Source organism: Devosia elaeis, from assembly GCF_001650025.1.
In the GTDB taxonomy this organism is placed as follows: Bacteria; Pseudomonadota; Alphaproteobacteria; order Rhizobiales; family Devosiaceae; genus Devosia; species Devosia elaeis.
The window spans coordinates 100,885-119,739 of the sequence record NZ_LVVY01000081.1 but is presented as its reverse complement, the minus strand read 5'-3'; the positions used below and the strand labels follow the sequence as shown (position 1 = coordinate 119,739).

Annotated in this window: 20 protein-coding genes and 1 tRNA gene; 16 read left to right on the top strand and 5 right to left on the bottom strand. The window is 64.2% G+C overall.

The features are described 5' to 3' along the window. Positions 1–54: 54 nt before the first annotated feature. Positions 55–606 (bottom strand): ActR/PrrA/RegA family redox response regulator transcription factor, encoded by a 552-nt coding sequence (locus A3840_RS09645; RefSeq protein WP_067455494.1) that lies wholly within the window; start codon positions 604–606, stop codon positions 55–57. Between the two features lie 38 nt (positions 607–644). After that, positions 645–1,967, bottom strand: coding sequence for an ActS/PrrB/RegB family redox-sensitive histidine kinase (locus A3840_RS09640; protein ID WP_067455467.1), 1,323 nt, complete (start codon positions 1,965–1,967; stop codon positions 645–647). A gap of 159 nt (positions 1,968–2,126) precedes the next feature. Here A3840_RS09640 and A3840_RS09635 point away from each other — a divergent pair, with 159 nt between their 5' ends. From A3840_RS09635 to A3840_RS09620, 4 genes are all read left to right on the top strand, one after another. Next, on the top strand, positions 2,127–2,591 hold the full coding sequence (locus A3840_RS09635; protein WP_067455464.1) for a DUF2852 domain-containing protein: 465 nt from the start codon (positions 2,127–2,129) through the stop codon (positions 2,589–2,591). Between the two features lie 143 nt (positions 2,592–2,734). Next, positions 2,735–3,484, top strand: coding sequence for a M48 family metallopeptidase (locus A3840_RS09630; RefSeq protein ID WP_067455491.1), 750 nt, complete (start codon positions 2,735–2,737; stop codon positions 3,482–3,484). Positions 3,485–3,533: 49 nt separating this feature from the next. Next, positions 3,534–3,872 (top strand): hypothetical protein, encoded by a 339-nt coding sequence (locus A3840_RS09625; RefSeq protein WP_067455460.1) that lies wholly within the window; start codon positions 3,534–3,536, stop codon positions 3,870–3,872. 58 nt (positions 3,873–3,930) lie between these two features. Then, complete coding sequence (locus tag A3840_RS09620) at positions 3,931–4,617, top strand: L,D-transpeptidase (RefSeq protein WP_082903784.1); 687 nt, start codon at positions 3,931–3,933, stop codon at positions 4,615–4,617. 69 nt (positions 4,618–4,686) lie between these two features. Here the strand turns inward: A3840_RS09620 and A3840_RS09615 are convergent, their stop codons facing one another. Continuing rightward, entirely contained in the window at positions 4,687–7,410 is a 2,724-nt protein-coding gene (locus A3840_RS09615; RefSeq protein WP_067455457.1) for a PBP1A family penicillin-binding protein, read from the bottom strand. Positions 7,411–7,666: 256 nt separating this feature from the next. Between A3840_RS09615 and A3840_RS09610 the strand changes: the two genes are divergently transcribed. Further along, positions 7,667–8,188 (top strand): hypothetical protein, encoded by a 522-nt coding sequence (locus tag A3840_RS09610; protein WP_067455454.1) that lies wholly within the window; start codon positions 7,667–7,669, stop codon positions 8,186–8,188. Here A3840_RS09610 and A3840_RS09605 read toward each other — a convergent pair whose 3' ends face one another. Beyond that, positions 8,189–9,211 (bottom strand): LLM class flavin-dependent oxidoreductase, encoded by a 1,023-nt coding sequence (locus tag A3840_RS09605; RefSeq protein WP_067455451.1) that lies wholly within the window; start codon positions 9,209–9,211, stop codon positions 8,189–8,191. It abuts the gene before it with no gap. 303 nt (positions 9,212–9,514) lie between these two features. On the opposite strand from A3840_RS09605, the gene A3840_RS09600 reads away from it, so the two are divergent. From A3840_RS09600 to A3840_RS09550, 11 genes are all read left to right on the top strand, one after another. Further along, positions 9,515–10,219, top strand: a complete 705-nt coding sequence (locus A3840_RS09600) for a FadR/GntR family transcriptional regulator (protein ID WP_067455448.1) — start codon at positions 9,515–9,517, stop codon at positions 10,217–10,219. Beyond that, positions 10,216–11,232 carry a zinc-binding alcohol dehydrogenase family protein gene (locus A3840_RS09595; protein WP_067455445.1) on the top strand — a complete coding sequence of 339 codons (1,017 nt, stop codon included), beginning with the start codon at positions 10,216–10,218 and terminating at the stop codon, positions 11,230–11,232. The genes A3840_RS09600 and A3840_RS09595 overlap by 4 nt, the downstream gene beginning before the upstream one ends. Beyond that, positions 11,229–12,008: an SDR family NAD(P)-dependent oxidoreductase gene (locus A3840_RS09590; RefSeq protein WP_067455442.1), complete on the top strand. Its 780-nt coding sequence runs from the start codon at positions 11,229–11,231 to the stop codon at positions 12,006–12,008. Before A3840_RS09595 ends, A3840_RS09590 begins: the two co-directional genes overlap by 4 nt. A 43-nt stretch (positions 12,009–12,051) precedes the next feature. Next, positions 12,052–13,023 (top strand): C4-dicarboxylate TRAP transporter substrate-binding protein, encoded by a 972-nt coding sequence (locus A3840_RS09585; RefSeq protein WP_067455439.1) that lies wholly within the window; start codon positions 12,052–12,054, stop codon positions 13,021–13,023. A 72-nt stretch (positions 13,024–13,095) separates the two neighbouring features. Next, entirely contained in the window at positions 13,096–13,569 is a 474-nt protein-coding gene (locus tag A3840_RS09580; RefSeq protein WP_067455436.1) for a TRAP transporter small permease, read from the top strand. Further along, positions 13,562–14,839 (top strand): TRAP transporter large permease, encoded by a 1,278-nt coding sequence (locus A3840_RS09575; RefSeq protein ID WP_067455432.1) that lies wholly within the window; start codon positions 13,562–13,564, stop codon positions 14,837–14,839. Before A3840_RS09580 ends, A3840_RS09575 begins: the two co-directional genes overlap by 8 nt. A 15-nt stretch (positions 14,840–14,854) precedes the next feature. Next, a complete protein-coding gene (locus tag A3840_RS09570; protein WP_067455429.1) occupies positions 14,855–15,547 on the top strand; it encodes an RraA family protein in 693 nt (230 codons plus the stop codon). Between the two features lies 1 nt (position 15,548). Next, complete coding sequence (locus A3840_RS09565) at positions 15,549–15,857, top strand: UxaA family hydrolase (RefSeq protein ID WP_067455426.1); 309 nt, start codon at positions 15,549–15,551, stop codon at positions 15,855–15,857. After that, a complete protein-coding gene (locus A3840_RS09560) occupies positions 15,854–17,059 on the top strand; it encodes a UxaA family hydrolase (protein ID WP_067455423.1) in 1,206 nt (401 codons plus the stop codon). The genes A3840_RS09565 and A3840_RS09560 overlap by 4 nt, the downstream gene beginning before the upstream one ends. Before the next feature lie 302 nt (positions 17,060–17,361). Beyond that, a complete protein-coding gene (locus A3840_RS09555) occupies positions 17,362–17,703 on the top strand; it encodes a putative quinol monooxygenase (RefSeq protein WP_067455420.1) in 342 nt (113 codons plus the stop codon). Between the two features lie 21 nt (positions 17,704–17,724). Then, entirely contained in the window at positions 17,725–18,597 is an 873-nt protein-coding gene (locus A3840_RS09550) for a sigma-70 family RNA polymerase sigma factor (protein ID WP_067455417.1), read from the top strand. 77 nt (positions 18,598–18,674) lie between these two features. Here A3840_RS09550 and A3840_RS09545 read toward each other — a convergent pair. Further along, positions 18,675–18,751: transfer RNA gene (locus tag A3840_RS09545), tRNA-Arg, on the bottom strand. Positions 18,752–18,855 lie beyond the last annotated feature (104 nt).

The following is an 18,855-nucleotide window of genomic DNA, read 5'->3' as shown; positions in this document are numbered from 1 at the left end:
CTCGGGGCTTCCATCAACCAGGTGAACCCGGAGGTTTTTGAACTGGCCGGCGCTTCAGCGCGGGGCGCGCTTGGCCAGGATGCGTTGCAATGTGCGGCGATGCATGTTGAGGCGGCGGGCGGTTTCCGAAACGTTGCGATCGCAGAGTTCGTAGACGCGCTGGATATGTTCCCAGCGCACCCTATCGGCCGACATCGGATTTTCGGGCGGCTCGGGCTTGTCCTCGCCGGTGGCCAGCAGGGCATTGATGACGTCGTCGGCATCGGCGGGCTTGGAGAGGTAGTCCATGGCGCCCAGCTTCACGGCGGTGACGGCGGTGGCGATATTGCCATAGCCGGTCAGCACCACGGCGCGGGCATCGGCGCGCTTCTGGTGCAGGGCCGAGACCACGTCGAGCCCGTTGCCGTCCTCGAGCCGCAAATCCACCACCGCATAGGCGGGGGGGCGTTCGGCGACGGCGGCGAGCCCGGCGGCCACCGAGCCGGCGGTGCGCACTTCGAAGCCCCGCCGCGCCATGGCGCGTTCGAGGCGGCCCAGAAAGGCGGCGTCGTCATCCACGAGCAGCAGGCTCGGATCGGCCGCGAGGAGATCTTCGATCGTGTTCATGGGCTTTTCCATAATCGCTTGCTTCCGATCCGTCAAAATCAGCCCGCCCCGTGCTGGTCGAGGTCGCGGCGCTCCCAGGTGATGGTCACCCTTGCATGGCCGGAGAGTTCGGCATTGTCGAAACGCAGCCGGGCCCCGGTTCGCTCCAGCAGCGTCTTGGCGATGAAGATGCCCAGGCCCATTCCCCCCGGCTGGTGCGCGTCGCTGCCGGCGGGGTCGCGGGGGCGGCTGGTCAGATAGGGCTCGCCCAGCCGCGCGATCAGCTCCGGCGCGAAGCCGCGTCCGTCATCGGTGATCGAGACGCGGATTTCGCTCTGGTCCCAGGCGCTTTCGATGCGCACGCTCTGCCGGGCGAAATCGGTGGCGTTCTCGATGAGATTGCCCAGCCCGTAGAGCAGGCCCACCGAGCGCGGAAAGATCGGCGCCGGCCCGGCCGCGTTCTCGGAATAGAACAGGATCACCTTGCCGCGCCCTTCATGGGGGCGCGCCACTTCGTCGAGAATGTCGGTCAGCGGCGCCTCGGCGAAGAGGTCGGCCGGCTCGCTGCCCAGATTGCGCAGCTTGGCCAGGATGGCGCGGCAGCGGGCCGATTGCGCGATGATCAGCTCCACGTCCTCGGCCAATTGGCTGCCTTCGGCCACTTCGGCGCGCATCTCCTTGGCGGCCAGCGCGATGGTGGAGAGCGGCGTGCCCAGCTCATGGGCGGCGGCGGCGGCCAGGCCATCGAGCGCCGAAAGCTGCTCGCGCCGGGACAGAGCCAGTTCCGTCGCCGCCAGGGCATCGGCGATCTGGCGGGAATCGTGGGCCACGCGATTGGTATAGGCGGTGATGAACACCACGCCGCAGATGATCGACACCCAGATGCCGATGACATAGATGCGGTTGAAGGTGATGGGCGCCGCCGGATCCCAGGGCAGGGGCAGGTGCACCACCGAGATCAGCGAGGCCAGCACGCAGGCGAGCAGCGCGATCAGCAGCGTCTGGCGCTGGGGCAGGGTGGTGGCGGCCACCGAAACCGGCGCCAGCAGCAGCAGCGAGAACGGGTTCTGCAAGCCCCCCGTCAGCGCCAGGAGGCCCGCGAGCTGGCACAGATCGAACGCCAGTTGCAGGGCGGCGACGCGCGGCGCCAGGCGCAGATTGGCGCCATAGCGCCAGACCAGCCCGATATTGAGCGCCGCCGAAAGCGCGATCAGCCCCAGGCATTCCCAGAGCGGCAATGGAAAGCCCAGCCCCAGAAAGACGAAGAGCACGCCGATCGTCTGCCCCGCCACGGCCAGCCAGCGCAGCACCAGCAGCGTCTGCAGGCGCAGCGGGCGCCAGCCGGCAGGCAGAAGATTGGGGGCGGGAAGCGCGTCGTTCATGGCCCTGTCTTAGCGCATCGGGCCGGGCCGCGGCACACCATTTTTCGGCCTATAGGGAGGCAATGGGTCATTTCAAGAGCAAAAAATCGACAGGCACATCCTTGATCCCACCCTTGCCGCGACCACCTAAAGGGCATCGTGACTGGGAGACGAAACGACATGAACACCGCAATCATCAAACCGCAATGGTCGCCCCTGACCATCGCCCTCATGGTCCTTGGCTTCATCCTGTTCTGGCCGCTGGGCCTGGCCGTCCTCGCCTATATCCTGTGGGGCGAAAAGTTCGGCGGCTCCGCCGAAAAGGCACAGTCCTATTGGAACAAGGGATGCAGCTATATGCGCAACAATGCCAAGCATAGCGGTTTCGGCCGCACCGACCATGCCTCGTCCGGCAATGCCGCCTTCGACGAATACCGCTCCGAGCAGCTTCGCCGCCTCGAGGAGGAACGCGCCCGTCTCGACGCCGAGATCGACGCCTTCCACGAATACATGGCCAATCTGCGCAAGGCAAAGGACCGCGAGGAATTCGATCGCTTCATGAGCGAACATCGCGGCTCCCGCCAGGGTTTCGGCGATGACGGGCGCAATAATTCCAACAATTGGGGCAACCCCAACAACGCCTGAGCATTATCTTTCTCGACTTCCCTACCTCCTGAAGCCGGTTATTCCCAACGGCCACTTCGGCGCCCCGCAAGGGGCGCCATTTTTATGCCCGGCCCGTCCGGCGCCGGGTAAACTGGCTCCAGTGATTCTTGCTTTTCGGCCTGATGTTTTCTTTCCTGCGCCAAAGTCCCGCGCCGCCCGCCGTCACCCACATCGATCTCGATGGGGTGCGCACGGCCGTCGCCGTCAGGACCAGCAAGCGGGCGCGCTCTTTCCGCCTGTCCCTGCCGCCCGGCGGGCCGCTGCTGACCCTGCCGGAAAAGGCGCGCTGGGCCGATGCCGAGGCGTTCCTTCTCCGCCATCGCCACTGGCTGGCCGCAAGGCTGCCGCGCACGGCACCGGCGCAGGTGCTGGCCGCCGGCATCGAATTGCCCTTGCGCGGCGAAGTGCATAGGGTAGTCGCTTCCGGCCAATTGCGCGGCCGGGTGGACCAGGCCGCCGACGAGGACGGACCCTTTCTCAGCGTTCCCGGTGATCCGCAGCACCAGCCGCGCCGGCTTTACGATTGGCTCAAGGCCGAGGCGCTCGCCGATCTCCAGGCGCGCAGCGCCGTTCATGCGGATCGGCTGGGTGTCGTCGTCAAGCAGGTGCGGCTGCGCAGCCAGTCGAGCCGCTGGGGCTCTTGCTCGTCCACCGGCAATATCAATTACAATTGGCGCCTGGTCCTGGCGCCGCCCTTCGTGCTCGATTATGTCGCCGCCCATGAAGTGGCCCATCTTGTGGAGATGAACCATTCGCCGGCCTTCTGGGCGACCGTTGCGCGCACCCTGCCGGACATGGAGCGGGGCCGGGCGTGGCTAAAAACACACGGTCGGACGCTAATGGCGTGGCAGGCGCCCGGCGAGGGGCCATGACACCCATCCTGCCCCGATCCTGCCGCAATCGCCCGCCTAACAGGTCCGCATGCAGCGCGTAGTGGCCCTCATTGCCCTGATTTTCGCCTTCGCGTCCCTTGCCGGGACGACGGTGGCGCATGCGCATCGCTATGTCAGCATGCCCATCGTGGTGCTGAACCACGTGGACGCGAACAATGTGTCCATACCGGTTTTCGTCCAGGTCCAGCGCGGCGAGATCGACCTGGGCAAGGGCATAATCATGCCCTGCGGGCCGCATCAGGCCATTCCGGTCCCGGCGCCGCAAATGCCCCCGGCGCCGGCCTGCGACGTGCCGGTCGCCCTGCTGGATGCTGCGCCGCCTGCCTGGCGGGAAACCATACCCTTGCGGCCGCCCAAAGCTGCCTGAGCGAAGCCAAACCGACCCTTCATTCGCTTAGAGGCCCTGTGCGGCCAAGGAAATCATTATGTCCACCATTCTCGACGCGACCCCGTCGCGCCGCGCTGTTCTGGCCGGTCTGGCCAGCTTCGGCGCTCTGGCTCTTGCCGGCTGCTCCACCACCGGCACCAGCCGCGTCACCACTCCGGCCGAACCGGTTCGTCCCACCATTCCGCCCGATGTCCTGGCCATGTATGGAGCCCGGCCCGACGAGGAATATCCCGTTCCCGCCGCGGATATCTCGATGATGAACCCCATCTATTGGCGGCAGGAAGTGGACAATGTCACCGGCGAGCGCGAAGGCGCGGTCGTGGTGGATACGGCCAATTACTTCCTCTATTTCACCATGCCCAATGGTCGGGCCATGCGCTATGGCGTCGGGCTGGGCCGGGCCGGCTTCGAATGGAGCGGCAAGGGCCATATCGCCTATAAGCGCAAATGGCCCGTCTGGACCCCGCCCGCCGAGATGATCGAGCGTCAGCCGGAGCTGGAAATGTACCGCCATGGCCAGCCGCCCGGCCTGCTCAACGCGCTGGGGGCCCGCGCGCTCTACATCCACCAGGGCAATCGCGACACGCTCTACCGCGTGCACGGCACCATGGACGTGGTGACGATCGGCAAGGCCGTCTCCAGCGGCTGCGTCCGCCTGCTGTTCCAGGATGTCATGGATCTCTACGACCGCGTGCCAAACGGCGCGCCCATCGTGGTGCTCTAGCAGCGGCGCTGCCGAACATCGGCAAACAAAAAGGCCCCGGACGATCCGGGGCCTTTTCTTTCCGCTGCGTCAATTGCCGAAGATCATGTCCATCAGCGTGCGCTGGGAATTGGGCTGCTGGTAGACCGGCTGCTGGCCCATATCGGCGGGCGGCGCGAACTGGCCGGGCTGCTGCTGGATCACCTGCGGTTCGGCATAGATGGGCTGCTGATTGTAGACCGGCTGGCCCTGCGACGCCGGAGCGCTGGGCACCCAGACCTGTTCGCCGGTAGCCGGATCGACGATCAGCGTCATCGGCAGGCCGGTATCGGGATCGACCGGCGCATTGCCCGCTCCATTATTGGGCTGCTGCAGCGCATTGCCGGTCACCGGGTCGATGGCCTGGCCGAAGCTGTCATATTGCACGTTCTGGTCGAACTGGCCCCAGGTCGGGTCGGCGCCATTGGTCAGCGGTTGGCCGGTGGTCGAGTCATATTGCATCCCGGTCGCCGGGTCGGTCATGGTTCCGGTCTGGATCGGCGGATTGGCGCTCTGCCCCTGGATCGGCTGCAGGCCCTGCATCGGCTGGCCGGTGGCCGGGTCGATGGCATAGATCTGGCCGGTGGCTGGGTCGGTCATGGTCTGGACCGGCTGGCCGCTGCCGCCATCGACATATTGCACCTGCGGCTGGCCCGTATTGGGGTCGATCACCGGCATGCCGGTATTGGGATCGATCACCTGCTGGGCGATGAGCTGGCCGGCATAGGAGCCGCCCGGAATGGGCTGCGGCGAGCGGCCGGCATGGGCCTTGGTCATGAACTGGGACCAGATCGTGGCCGGCACGTTGCCGCCCGAAAGCCGGGTTCCCTTGTTGTCGTCATTGCCCAGCCACACGCCGGTGACCATGGCCGAGGTATAGCCCACGAACACCGCGTCGCGGGATTCCTGGGACGTGCCGGTCTTGCCGCCGAAATCCCAGCCGCCCAGATTGGCCCCGCGTCCGGTGCCCACTTCCACGGCCGTCTTGAGCATGTCGTTCATCTCGGCCAGGATATTGGGGTCGATCACCCGGCCCGGGCCGGCATCGGAGGCTTCGTAGAGCACCTTGCCGTCGACATCGGCGATCTTGGTGATGACGTTCGGAATGACGCCATAGCCGCCATTGCCGAAGGGCGCATAGGCGCTGGTCAGTTCCAGCAGGTTCACTTCCTGGGTGCCCAGCGCGATGGACGGCACCGCGGTCAGGTTCGAGGAAATGCCCATGCGCATGGCCACTTCGATCACCTTTTCGGGAGTGACGTCGATGGCCAGCCGCGCGGCGATGGTGTTGAGCGAATAGGCCAGCCCCTGGCGCAGCGTCACAGTGCCGGCATATTTGCCGGTCGAGTTGCGCGGGCTCCAGCCATTATAGTCGAACTGGGCGTCTTCGGCCAAAGTGTCGGGCGTATAGCCCTTTTCCATGGCCGCCAGATAGACGAAGGGCTTGAAGGCCGAGCCCGGCTGCCGCTTGGCGGTCACCGCGCGGTTATACTGGCTCTGCTGGTAATCCACGCCGCCCACCATGGCGCGCACCGTGCCGTCGACATCCATGGCAACGAGCGCGCCCTGCGAGAAGCCACGCTTGGGGCCCTCATTAGCCACCGCTTCCTTGACGATGAACTCGGCGTCGCGCTGCATCTTGTAATCGATGGTGGTCTGCACGACGACGTCGTTCTCGATCTCCCCGATATAGGCGGTCATCAGGCTCTCGACCCAGTCCGCGACATAGGATTCGGAGCCCGCCACCACGGTGCGGACCGTCTGGCTGGGATCGATGCGGGCCGCATCGGCCTCTTCGCGGGTGATATAGCCTTCCTGGGCCATGAGATTGAGCACCAGGCGCTGCCGTTCGCGGGCGCGGTCGGGATTGGTCTTGGGATTGTAGACCGAGGGGGCCGGCAGGATGCCGACCAGCATGGCGGCCTGGCCCAGCGACAGATTGCGGGCCGAGACGCCGAAATAGGTCTGTGCCGCCGCTTCGATGCCGGTGGCGCCCTGGCCGAAGAACACGCGGTTCATATAGAGTTCGAGAATTTCTTCCTTGGTGAAATTCTGCTCCAGCCAGACCGCCAGAATGGCTTCCTGCACCTTGCGGCCCAGGGTCTGGTCGGGGGTGAGGAAGAGGTTCTTGGCCACCTGCTGGGTGATGGTGGAGGCGCCACGGGTCACCCCGCGCGCCTGCACGGATTCCACCGCCACGGCCATGAGGCCGATCGGATCGACGCCGAAATGACTCATGAAGCGCCGGTCTTCCGAGGCGATAAAGGCCGCCGGCACATATTGCGGCAATTCGCGGAAGGTAACGGCTTCGCCGCCGGTCTGGCCCCGATTGGAGATCAGCGTGCCGTCGGCGGCCAGGATGCGGATATTGGGTGGACGCTCGGGAATGGCCCAGGTATTGGCCGCCGGCAATTGCGCGCCGTAATAGACGATGATGCCGATAACGGCCAGGCCGCCCCAGAGACAGGCCACGAAGCCCCACCAGAGCAGGCCCATGAGAAAGCCGCCGGAACGGCTTTTCTTCCTGCGCGGCTTGGCCGGCATTGCCCGGCCCTTGCGCGGCTTGCTGTTCTTGGGCGGCTTGCCGCCGCCATTGCCGCCCCCGGCATTGCCGGGGCGGTCATTGTCGACCGAAAAGGCCATGGTCTGGCCCAGGCCGGATTTGCCCATGCTGGGTTCGACGCGCTGACTCTTGGTGGCGGGCCGCGCCTGCGGCTTGCTTTGCCGGGCAGCGGGAGCACCAACGCGGTCATCGGCCGAAATACGGAAATCCATCAGGCAAACCTGTCGCAGAAAGGGATCACGCTGCTTCTACCCTGTTCCTCGATTGAGGGAAACAATTGGTGAGCGCGAGGTTAAGACCGGTCATGGCGCACGAACCTCCGCCGCATCCAGCAGCACGCCCACGCTTGTCCGCGTCAATTGTGGCCGGTTTATGTGACGAAACGGCGCTTTTTCGTGAGTGTGACCGCCTGAACACAGCGGGATCGCTGCCTCTTGCCGCCTGCCCGGTTCGGAGGCAGAAGGAGCCATGCGCTTCCTGTTTCCGATCCTGCTCGCTGCCCTTCTGTTCCCCGCTCCCGCCCTCGCCGATCCGGTCAATGTCGCTTTCAATGCGGCCATAACGGCCTTCGAGCGTGCCGGGCCGCGCCTTGCCGCCAGTGAAATGGGCGTCGATGTCACTGCCTATGGCGATGCGCTGACCCTGGGGCGGTTCACGTCCGCGTATTGGGGCGGCGAGATTGGCCTCGATGTCGCCGAGTCGCGCCAGGCCGACCGCGATTGCGCCCGCTTTGCCGCCTATGTCCGCATCCCGCCGCAGGATGGCCGGGTGGGATTGGTCATCTGCCCGCAATTTTCGGCCGAAGGTACCGACGCCCTGCGGCGGCTGACCATCCTGCACGAGATGGTACATGTCGTGGCCGGCCCGGACGAATGCCGGGCCATGGCCTTCGCGGCTCGGATCGAGCACCTGGCCCTCGGCAGCTTTACGCCGGTCGAACGCTATTGGCAGGCCAATGATTGCGCCGCCTCCGCGTTCCGCCTGCCCTGATCAGCGCCAGCCCAGGGCGGGCGCCACATATTTGAGAATGCTCTCGATCACATGGGCATTATAGGCCACGCCCAATTGGTTCGGCACCGTCAGCAGCAGGGTATCGGCCTCGGCGATGGCTTCGTCCTTTTCAAGCGCGGCGATCAGCTTGTCCGGCTCCCCGGTATAGCCCCGGCCGAATACGGCCCGCTTTTCGGGCTCGATATAGCCGAACTGATCTTCCTCGGGTCGACCCGAGCCGAAATAGGCCCGGTCCTGGTCGTTCACCAGGGCGAAGATGGAGCGGCTGACCGAAACGCGCGGTTCATGGGCATGGCCGGCTTCCTTCCAGGCCTGCCGATAGGCGCGGATCTGCTTGGCCTGCTGGATGCTCAGCGGTTCCCCGCTTTCATCGAACTTGAGCGTCGATGATTGCAGGTTCATCCCCATCTGCGCCGCCCAGATGGCGGTGGCGTCGCTGGCCGCGCCCCACCAGATACGCTCGCGCAGGCCTTCCGAATGCGGCTCCAGCCGCAACAGGCCCGGCGGATTGGGGAACATCGGGCGCGGATTGGGCTGGGCGAAGCCCTTGCCCTTGAGCACTTCGAGAAACACTTCGGCGTGGTTGCGCGCCATGTCGGCATCGGTCTTGCCCTCTTCGGGCTGAAAACCGAAATAGCGCCAGCCGTCGATCACCTGTTCGGGCGAGCCACGGCTGATGCCCAATTGCAGACGTCCGCCGGCGATAAGGTCCGCGGCCCCGGCATCCTCGGCCATGTAGAGCGGATTTTCATAGCGCATGTCGATGACGGCGGTGCCGATCTCGATCGTCTTGGTCCTGGCGCCCACCGCAGCGAGCAGCGGGAAGGGCGAGGCCAATTGGCGCGCAAAATGGTGCACTCGGAAATAGGCGCCGTCGGCGCCCAATTCCTCGGCCGCCACGGCCAGGTCGATCGATTGCAGCAGGGCATCCCCGGCCGTCTGCGTCCCCGATTGCGGCGACGGACTCCAATGGCCGAAGGACAGAAACCCGATCTTTTTCATGGCACACCTCGCATTCGCCGCCGCGGATGGCGGCGAGCCTTACCTATGTGGTCCAGACACGGCAAAAAAGCCAGTTCGCCGGAACGGACTGGCCCGGCTGAGTGAACAGCGGCCGGGGGAGGAGCGCTTGGCGCCGGAATCCACCATTCCTCCGTCGTCCCTGCGGGCGCCGGAAGGTCTGTCGCTCGCCTGCCTGGACCGCCATTTTCCCCAATCATTTACTTCGGGATTGACATCCCGGCGCTATCCGGAAAGAATTTGGTCAATTGGTCCTATTGTTGGACCAAGGGAGGAGAAGTTCATTTGGTTCGTGTCACCGCGGTTCGCGGCGTCTTCGACGCGCTCAAGGCCGATATCCAGACCAATTACAAAATTGGGGATCATCTCCCCAATGAACGGCTCTATGCCGAGCGTTTCGCCGTCAGCCGCAATACGGTGCGCGAGGCGCTGATCTTCCTTGAAGCCTATGGTTTCGTGGAAAAGACCCAGCGGGGCCCGCGCGTGACCACGCCGGACCTGACCGTGGCCTTCGATATCGTCGAGGGGGCCTTCGATCGCTCGCTCGAGACCTGCCGGGATATGATCGAGTTCCGTCGCGGCATCGACCTGGCGCTGATGCCTTCGGTGGTGAAGCGGATCAGCGACGAACAGATCGCCGAACTGAAACAGCACCTGATGCGGATGCGCGGTGCCTTGACGGTGCACCAGGGTGCCGAAGCCGACTATGCCTTCCACAAGGTGCTGGTCGATGCGTCCAGCAATATCGTGATCGGCAAGCTGTTCACCGCCCTGCGGCCGATCATCGTCTTCTACCAGGAGATCGGCAAGCAGCGCCCGCATCACGATGTGCGCTCGCTCGAGAACCATCAGGAAATCGTCGATGCGCTCGAAGCGCGGTCCCTGGAAAAGGTCACCGCTGCTTTCGTCGAGCACTACGCCCTCAGCGAGGCCTCCCTGGCCGAAGCGCTGTCCGAACATGAAGCAATCAAGGTGACCGAACCAGAATGAAGGCCGTTAGAATTGCCGCCGAAGGCCGCTGCGAAATTGCCGATATCGACCGCCCCGCTCCGGGTGCGGGCGAGGTCATGCTGGCCGTGAGACATGTGGGCCTGTGCGGCAGCGACCTCAATACCTTCAAGGGGCTCAATCCCCTGGTGGAGCTGCCGCGCATTCCCGGCCATGAAATCGGTGGCGAGGTCGTGGGCGTGGGCGCCGGCGTCGATGCCGGCCTGATCGGCCAGCGCGCCATCGTCGTGCCCTATACCAATTGCGGCACCTGCTCGTCCTGCCGCAAGGGGCGCCTCAATGCCTGCCGCTACAACAAGACCCTGGGCGTGCAGCAGGAGGGTGGCCTGGCCGAATTCCTGGTCCTGCCGGCCGAGAAGATCATCCTCAACGCGACCCTGGCGCCGGCCCATCTGGCGCTGGTCGAGCCGCTTTCCGTGGGCTTCCATGCCGTTGCCCGCGGCGCGGTCCAGGCCGGCGACATTGTCGTGGTTCTCGGCTGCGGCATGATCGGCATGGGCGCCATTATCGGGGCCGCGGCCCGCGGCGCCCGGGTCATCGCCGTCGACGTCAATGCCCAGAAGGCCGAGTTCGCCCGCCAGTTCGGGGCTGCCGACGTCATCGTCGCCGGTGCCGAGGATGTGGCGCAGCGCATCGAGGCGCTGACCAATGGTGACGGCGCCGATGTGGTGATCGAAGCCGTGGGCCTGCCGCTGACCTTCACCCAGGCCATCGATTTTGTCGGTTTTGCCGGTCGAGTGGTCTATGTCGGCTATTCCAAGGCGCCGGTCAGCTACGAAACCCGGTTCTTCAATCTCAAGGAACTCGACATTCTCGGCTCGCGCAACGCGACCCGCGCCGATTTCGAGGCGGTCGTCGCCTATCTCGAAACCCTGGGCGCCAAGGCCGATGCCCTGATTTCCAAGCGCTTCAGCTTTGCCGAGGCCGACAAGGCGCTGCCGTTCTGGGTGGACAATCCGGACGCGCTCAAGATCGTCGTCGAGGTCGGTGCATGACGCTGCCGACCCGATCCCTGGTCGACACATTCGGCCTGCAGGGCAAGACGGCTTTGGTGACCGGCGGCGGCTCCGGCCTGGGCCTGGCCATCGCCAAATGCATGAGCGCGGCCGGCGCCCGGGTCATCGTCGCCGGCCGCCGCGCCGATGTGCTCGATGCCGCGCTGGCCGAACTGGGCGACAATGCCGCCGCCGAAGTGCTCGATCTTGCCGACATCGCCGGCTTGGCCGAGGCCGCCAAGGGCATCCTCGCCCGCCACGGCGCTATCGACATTCTGGTCAACAATGCCGGCAACACCGTCAAGAAGCCCTTCGAGCAATCGAGCATGGCGGATTTCGACGAGGTGTTCGATGTGCATGTGCGCGGCGCGCTGGAGCTGACGCGGGCCGTGCTGCCCGGCCAGATCGGCAAGGGCGCCGGCGCGATCATCTTTACCGCCTCGATGACCTCGTTCATCGGCCAGCCCCTGGTCATGGGCTATACCGTGGCCAAGACGGCGCTGACCGGCGCGGTGCGCGGGCTTTCCGCCGAATTCGCCGAGCGCGGCATTCGCGTCAACGCCGTCGCACCCGGCTGGATCGACACCGATCTGTTCCGCAAGGCGACCTCGGCCGATCCCGAACGCCGCGCCAGGATCATGGGCCGCATCCAGGCCAAGCGGCTTGGCCGTCCCGAAGATATCGGCTGGGCCTGCGTCTATCTCGCATCCCCCGCCGCCGCCTATGTCACCGGCCAGACCCTGGTGGTGGATGGCGGAGCGGTGATCGGCTTCTGATCCCGCTTTCCAGTTCCCCTAAAATTCAGTGAGGAGACTATCCATGAAGAAACTTATTGCCGCATTGGCCGCTTCGACCCTGCTGTCGGTGAGCCTGGCCCAGGCTCAGGAGGTGACCATCCGCGTCGCCTATGAGAACAATCCCGGCGAGCCGGTCGACCAGGTCATGCATTACTGGAAGGACATGCTGGAAGAGCGGTCCAATGGCGAAATCGCGCTCGAACTGTTTCCGTCCTCGCAGCTGGGTTCCAAGTCGGACGTGACCGACCAGGCCGTTATGGGCCTCAACGTCATCACCATTACCGATGTCGGCTTCCTGGCCGATTACGAGCCCGATCTGGGCGTGCTTTTCGGACCCTATCTCAGCGACGATCCGGCCAAGCTCCTGGCCATCTATGACGGTGAATGGTTCGCCGCCGAAGCCGAGAAGCTGCGCAACGATCACGGCATCCGTGTCGTCATTCCCAACCTGCTCTATGGCGTGCGGCACCTGATCTCGACCCGCCCCGTCCGGACCCCGGAAGACCTGGCCGGCCTCAAGGTGCGCGTGCCGAACAACCTGATGCAGATCCGCGCTTTCGAGGCCATGGGAGCGACCCCGACCCCGATGCCGCTGGGCGAAGTCTATACCGCCCTCACCCAGGGCGTGATCGACGCGGTGGAGAACCCCATCGCCGTGCTGCATGGCCAGAAGTTCCATGAAGAAGCCAAATATCTCACCCTCATGGGCTATCTCACCAACACGGCCATGTTCGTCGGCGGCGAAGCCTTCTTCTCCACGCTGAGCCCCGAACACCTGCAGCTCGTGCTCGATACCGGCTACGAAGCCGGCCTCTACAGCCAGAAACTGGTCACCGAGCTCGACAACCAGATGATCGAGGAAATGAAGGCCGCCGGCGTCGAGGTGATCGAGGTCGATACCGCGCCCTTCCAGGCGCTGACCGCCCCGGTCTATTCCCAGTTCCCCGAATGGTCCGAAGGCCTCTACGAGCGCATTCAGGCCGAACTGCAGTAAGCATCTGATCCCGGTGGGCGCGCGCAGACCTGGGCGCGCCCACCTCCAGGCTCCCTCCCTAGGATTTTCGCCATGAAGTTCCTCGAACGACCGGTGAACTGGCTTTTGGCCATCAGCCTCGCGGCCCTGGTGGTCCTCAGCAACTGGGCCGTGTTCCAGCGCTACGTGCTCTCCCAGCCTCTGCACTTCGCCGAGGAAATGAGCGTCTTCCTGTTTATCTGGATCGTCATGCTCGGCGCCATTGCTGCCGAAAAGGACGACCGGCATCTGACGATTTCGGTGCTGACCGATGCCTTCCCCGCCAAATTGGGCAAGGTGCTGGATCTGATTTTGTCCCTCCTGTCGATCGTCGTGCTGCTCTATGCCGCCAAGATCGGCCTCGATCTCGCGCTGGCCAGCCAGACGCGTGTCACTCAAATTCTGCGCATTCCCTATTTCTGGATTTACATCGCCTTCCCGATCGGCTGCGCGGGCATCTGCATCTTCACGGCGCACCGCCTCATCGGCGTGCTGCGCAGCCTGACCGGAGACAAGGCCAATGGATAATCTGGGTATTGTCGTCCTGGTCCTGCTGGCGCTCATCGCGCTCAACATGCGGCTTTACGTGGCCATCATCCTGGCCGTCCTGTGCTATTTCCTGTTCATCAATCAGGTGCCGATCAACATCGCCATCCAGCGTGTGATTGCGCCGACCCAGAACATTGCGCTGCTCGCCATTCCGCTCTTCATCCTGCTCGGCACGCTGATGAGCTTTACCGGCATTGCCAGCCGCATGCTCAAGCTCGCCGACCTGCTGGTGGGCCGCATGACCGGCGGCATGGCGCAGGCCAATATCCTGCTGTCGCTGCTGATGAGCGGCATGAGCGCCTCGAACCTGGCCGATGCGGCCATGACCTCGCGCATGCTCGTGCCCGAAATGGTCAAGAGCGGCTACAGCAAGGGCTTCTCGGCGGCGGTGACCGCGGCCAGCTCGCTGGTCACCCCGATCATTCCCCCAGGTATCGCGCTCATCATCTATGCGCTTTTGGCCAATGTTTCGGTTGGGCACATGTTCCTGGCCGGCATTCTGCCGGGCCTGCTGCTCGCAGGCCTGCTGATGGTCGTCACTTACGTGGTGTCAAAGAAGCGCGGCTATAAGCCGACACGCGAGACCTGGCCCGAGCCGCGCGAAACCGGCTCCGTCCTGTTCCAGGCCTGGCCTGCCATCGTGCTGGTGGTAGCGGTCATCGGCGGCATCCGCGCCAATATCTTCACGCCCACCGAAGCCGGCGCCTTTGCGGTGCTCTTCGTGCTGTTCATTGGTTTCATCATCTATCGCGAAATGCGGCCGCACCACGTCTTCGACGCGCTGGTGGAAACCGGCAAGACCACCGGCTCGGTCATGCTGGTGATCATGGCGAGCTCGGCGCTGGCCTGGGTATTCTCGCTCGAGCAGGTCGGCCAGTCGCTGGCGACGACGTTGATCGGTCTCGATCTCAATCCGATCATGCTGCTCCTGGCCATGAACGTGATGTTCCTGGCTCTGGGCACGGTGATTGAAGGCACGGCCCTGATGATCGTGCTGGTGCCCATTCTCATGCCGACCGTGACCGCTGCCGGCATCGATCCGGTGCATTTCGGCATCATTCTCATCATCAACCTGTCGATCGGAACGCTGACGCCGCCGGTGGGCACGGTGATGCTGGTGGTCTGCAACATCACCAAGGTCAAGGTGGGAGAGTTCATGCGGGAATCGCTCGGCATGTATCTGGCGCTGATCGTGGCGCTGCTGCTCATCACCTTCATTCCCGAAATATCACTGGCGCTTGTGCATTAGCGCTCCGAGGAAATCATGACGACCAAAATGACCGATGCGGAGCTGATCCGCGTCCTCAAGGAAGAGCTCTTCACCGCTGTTGTCGGTGACGTGCTCGACGCGATGGGGTTCCGGCGGCAATTCCTGCCGCAGGCCATCAAGCCGCTGGTTGAAACCACCCGGATCGCCGGGCGCGCCATGCCGGTTTTGGAAGCCGATGTGTTCGACGAGGGCGGTGAGGATGCGCGCGGCCCGCTGTCGCGCGTGCCCTTCGGCATCATGTTCGAGGCCCTGGACGACCTCAAGCCGGATGAGATCTACATCGCCTCCGGCTCCTCGTTCAACTACGCGCTCTGGGGCGGGCTGATGAGCACCCGCGCCCAGCACCTCAAGGCCGGCGGCGCCATCCTCAACGGGTTCATCCGCGATGCGGGCGAAATCGAGCGGCTGGGCTTCCCGGTCTTTTCGCGCGGCATCTATGCCCAGGATCAGGGCGTGCGCGGCAAGGTCATCGATTTCCGCACCGCCATCGAGATCGAGGGCATCCGCATCCATCCCGGCGACCTCATCTTCGCCGACCGCGAAGGCGTGCTGGTCATCCCGCGCGAGGCCGAGCAGGAAGCGGTCGCCCGCGCCATCGAGAAGAACAATACCGAGAACGCCGTCGCCGTCGCCATTCGCAATGGCATGAGCACGCGCGAGGCTTTCGATACCTTCGGGGTGATGTGACGTGACCGACCTTCGGCTCCTGCTGTTGTCGCCCGCCGACAACGTCTTTGTGCTGCGCGAAGCGGTCGGGGAGGGCGAAACCCTGGTCATCGACGACCGGGCCGTTACGCTGCCGCATCGGCTCGATCGTGGCCACAAGATCGCGCGCCGGGCCATCGCGCCGGGCGAGAAAATCCTCAAATACGGCGCGCCGATCGGCTCGGCGACGGCGCCCATTGCCGTGGGGGAACACGTGCATATCCACAATATCAAGAGCGACTACACAGCCACTCACGTCATCGAGCGCAAGCAGGAGGAGCCGGCACAATGAGCGGACAATTGCGCGGCTATCCCCGCCCGGACGGACGCAAGGGCATTCGCAATGTCGTGGCCGTCGCCTATCTGGTCGAATGCGCCCATCATGTGGGACGCGAGATCGTCGCCGAATTCCGGGGCGAAGCCGTCCATCTCATCGGCTTTCCCGGCTGCTTTCCCAATATCTATGCCCAGGACATGATGGAAAAGCTCGCCACGCACCCCAATGTGGGCGCGGTGCTGCTGCTGTCGCTGGGCTGCGAGAGCTTCAATAAGTATCAGCTCTCCGAAGTCGTCGCCGCCTCCGGCCGGCCGGTGCATACCCTCACCATCCAGAACGATGGCGGCACGCGGCGCACCATCGAACAGGGCCGCGCCTGGGTCGAGGAACAGCTCGTCGCCCTGCGCCGGGCCGAAACGGTGCCCATGGCGCTCGACGAATTGGTGATCGGCACCGTCTGCGGCGGCTCCGACGGTACCTCCGGCATCACCGGCAATCCGGCGGTCGGCCGGGCCTTCGATATGCTGGTCGAGGCTGGCGCCACCTGCATTTTCGAGGAAACCGGCGAATTGATCGGCTGCGAGGACATCATGGCCGACCGCGCCGCGACGCCCGAACTGGCCGCCGAATTGCGCGCCTCGGTGGCCAAGGCCGCCACCTATTACGCCACGCTCGGCTATGGCAGCTTTGCGCCGGGCAATGCCGATGGCGGCCTCTCCACCATCGAGGAAAAATCGATGGGCGCCTATGCCAAGTCCGGCTCCTCGCAAATCTCGGGCATCATCAAGCCGGGTACGCTGCCGCCCAAGGGCGGGCTCTATCTGATGGACGTGGTCCCCGATGGCGAGGTGCGCTTCGGCTTCCCCAATATTTCGGACAATGCCGAGATCGTGGAGATGATGGCGTCGGGCTGCCACATGACCCTGTTCGTCACCGGCCGCGGCTCGGTGGTGGGCTCGGCTCTTTCGCCGGTGGTCAAGGTCTGTGCCAATCCCGATACCTATCGCAAGCTCGAGGATGACATGGACGTCGATGCCGGTCGCATCCTGGAGGGCCGGGCCAGCCTCGACGATGTCGGCGCCGAAATCCTCGGCCTCATCGAGGCGGTGGCGTCAGGCGAGGAAACCAAGTCTGAGCAATTGGGCCACCGCGAATTCATCCTCACCTATAAAAGCTTCGAACCCGCCGGCCCCGCCTGCCTGCCCTCCCGAGGCTGACCCCATAGGATGCGGCGCTGGCCAATGCCGGCGCCGCCCGCACTCCTGTTATCGGCAATCATTGCTCAATCATGTCGAGCAGCGCCAGCACGCCGGCGCGATAGCCATTGGCTCCGAGGCCGGCAATGACCGCTTCGGCGCGCATCCAAAGGCGCAGCAGCAGACCCGCCTCCATGCCGAAGCATTAGCAGGGGCCCGGCCGCGCAATGGCAAGGTCTCGCACCTGTTCGCGCATCTCCATGTCACATTTTTCCGGCCTTGCTTGTCATGATCTGCGGAACGAACTTTCTCAGGAGGCAGCAATGGCCGGCAAGAATAACGCACTGATCGATCCCCAATCTGCGAGTCTGACTCTGATCAATGTCTATGAAGTGGATCCACAGATGCAGGACGCATTGGTGCAGGCATTGTCGGAAGCCACCGAGAACACGATCAGGCACCAGTCGGGCTTCATCTCGGTGTGCATCCACAGCAGCCTGGATGGAAAAAAGGTCGTCAACTATGCTCAATGGGCGTCCCGGGCGCATTTCGACGGCTTCATGAACAGGCCGGAAACGCAGGAGCAGCTCAAACAGTTTGCCGGGCTGGCGAAGTCCGTTCAGCCGAGCCTCTACAAGGTCAACGCGGTTCTCGCCGAGGGGTGAACCGGCATCGGGTGGACGGATATGAATGGGATGCACGCTTCTCCATCATTCAACGATATGCGACCTCGCCTGATACGGGTGGCGTATCGCATGCTCGGCTCGATCGCCGATGCGGAGGACGTGGTCCAGGATGCCTATATCCGCTGGCTGGCGCTCGACCATGAGAGCGTTCGCCAGCCAGCGGCGCTGCTTCGCACCATCGTTACGCGCCTGTGCCTGAATGAATTGAATTCCGCCAGGCGTCGGCGCGAAACCTATATCGGGCCGTGGCTGCCGGAACCCTTCATCAATGCTGATGAGGTGGACGTCATGGACGACATCACTTTCCCGCTCATGGTTGCGCTGGAGCGTCTGTCGCCATTGGAACGGGCCGCCTTTTTGCTTCATGACGTGTTTGGCTTGGCATTCGACGATGTTGCAGAAGCCCTCGACCGCAAACCATCGACCTGTCGGAAATTGGCCACGCGTGCGCGTACCCACATACACAAGGCTCGCCCCCGCTTCCCGATAACGAAGGAACAGGGGATGGAATTCGCGGCCGCATTTTTTGCAGCCTCCCGCCACGGGGACATGCGCAAATTGCGCACCCTTCTCGCCGACGATGTCACCGCCTATTCGGATGGCGGTGGCAAGGTGTCGGCTTCCCTTGTTCCGCTGGCCGGCATTCATGCGGTGATGGAGCGGCACGCCCAGCTCGCTCGCGATTTCAGCAGATCGCCATCACGCCTCGTTCGCTACGCTCTAATCGACGGGATTCCTGGCTTCGTGACGATCGAAGAGGGAGGCCTTGTGCAGACCACGGCCTTGCAAATAGAGCGGGGAAAAATCATCGCGATCTTCATCACGCGAAACCCCGACAAGTTGCGACATCTGGACGGCGTCGCCCTACATTAAGCCGGCAATGAATGCCTCGCCCTGCGTCGCCTCAAGCGGAAACCGGCGGGATCGGCGTTCAGAACTCTGCACGGAAATGGCGCACCCGACAGGATTCGAACCTGTGACCTCTGCCTTCGGAGGGCAGCGCTCTATCCAGCTGAGCTACGGGTGCAGACCTGAATCGGGCGAGCCCGACGAACGGGCGAGAACCTAGTGCAAGCATGGCCAATGTGCAACCGACGAAATCGCGTTCCGCCAGGGCTTTGTTCACCCGGC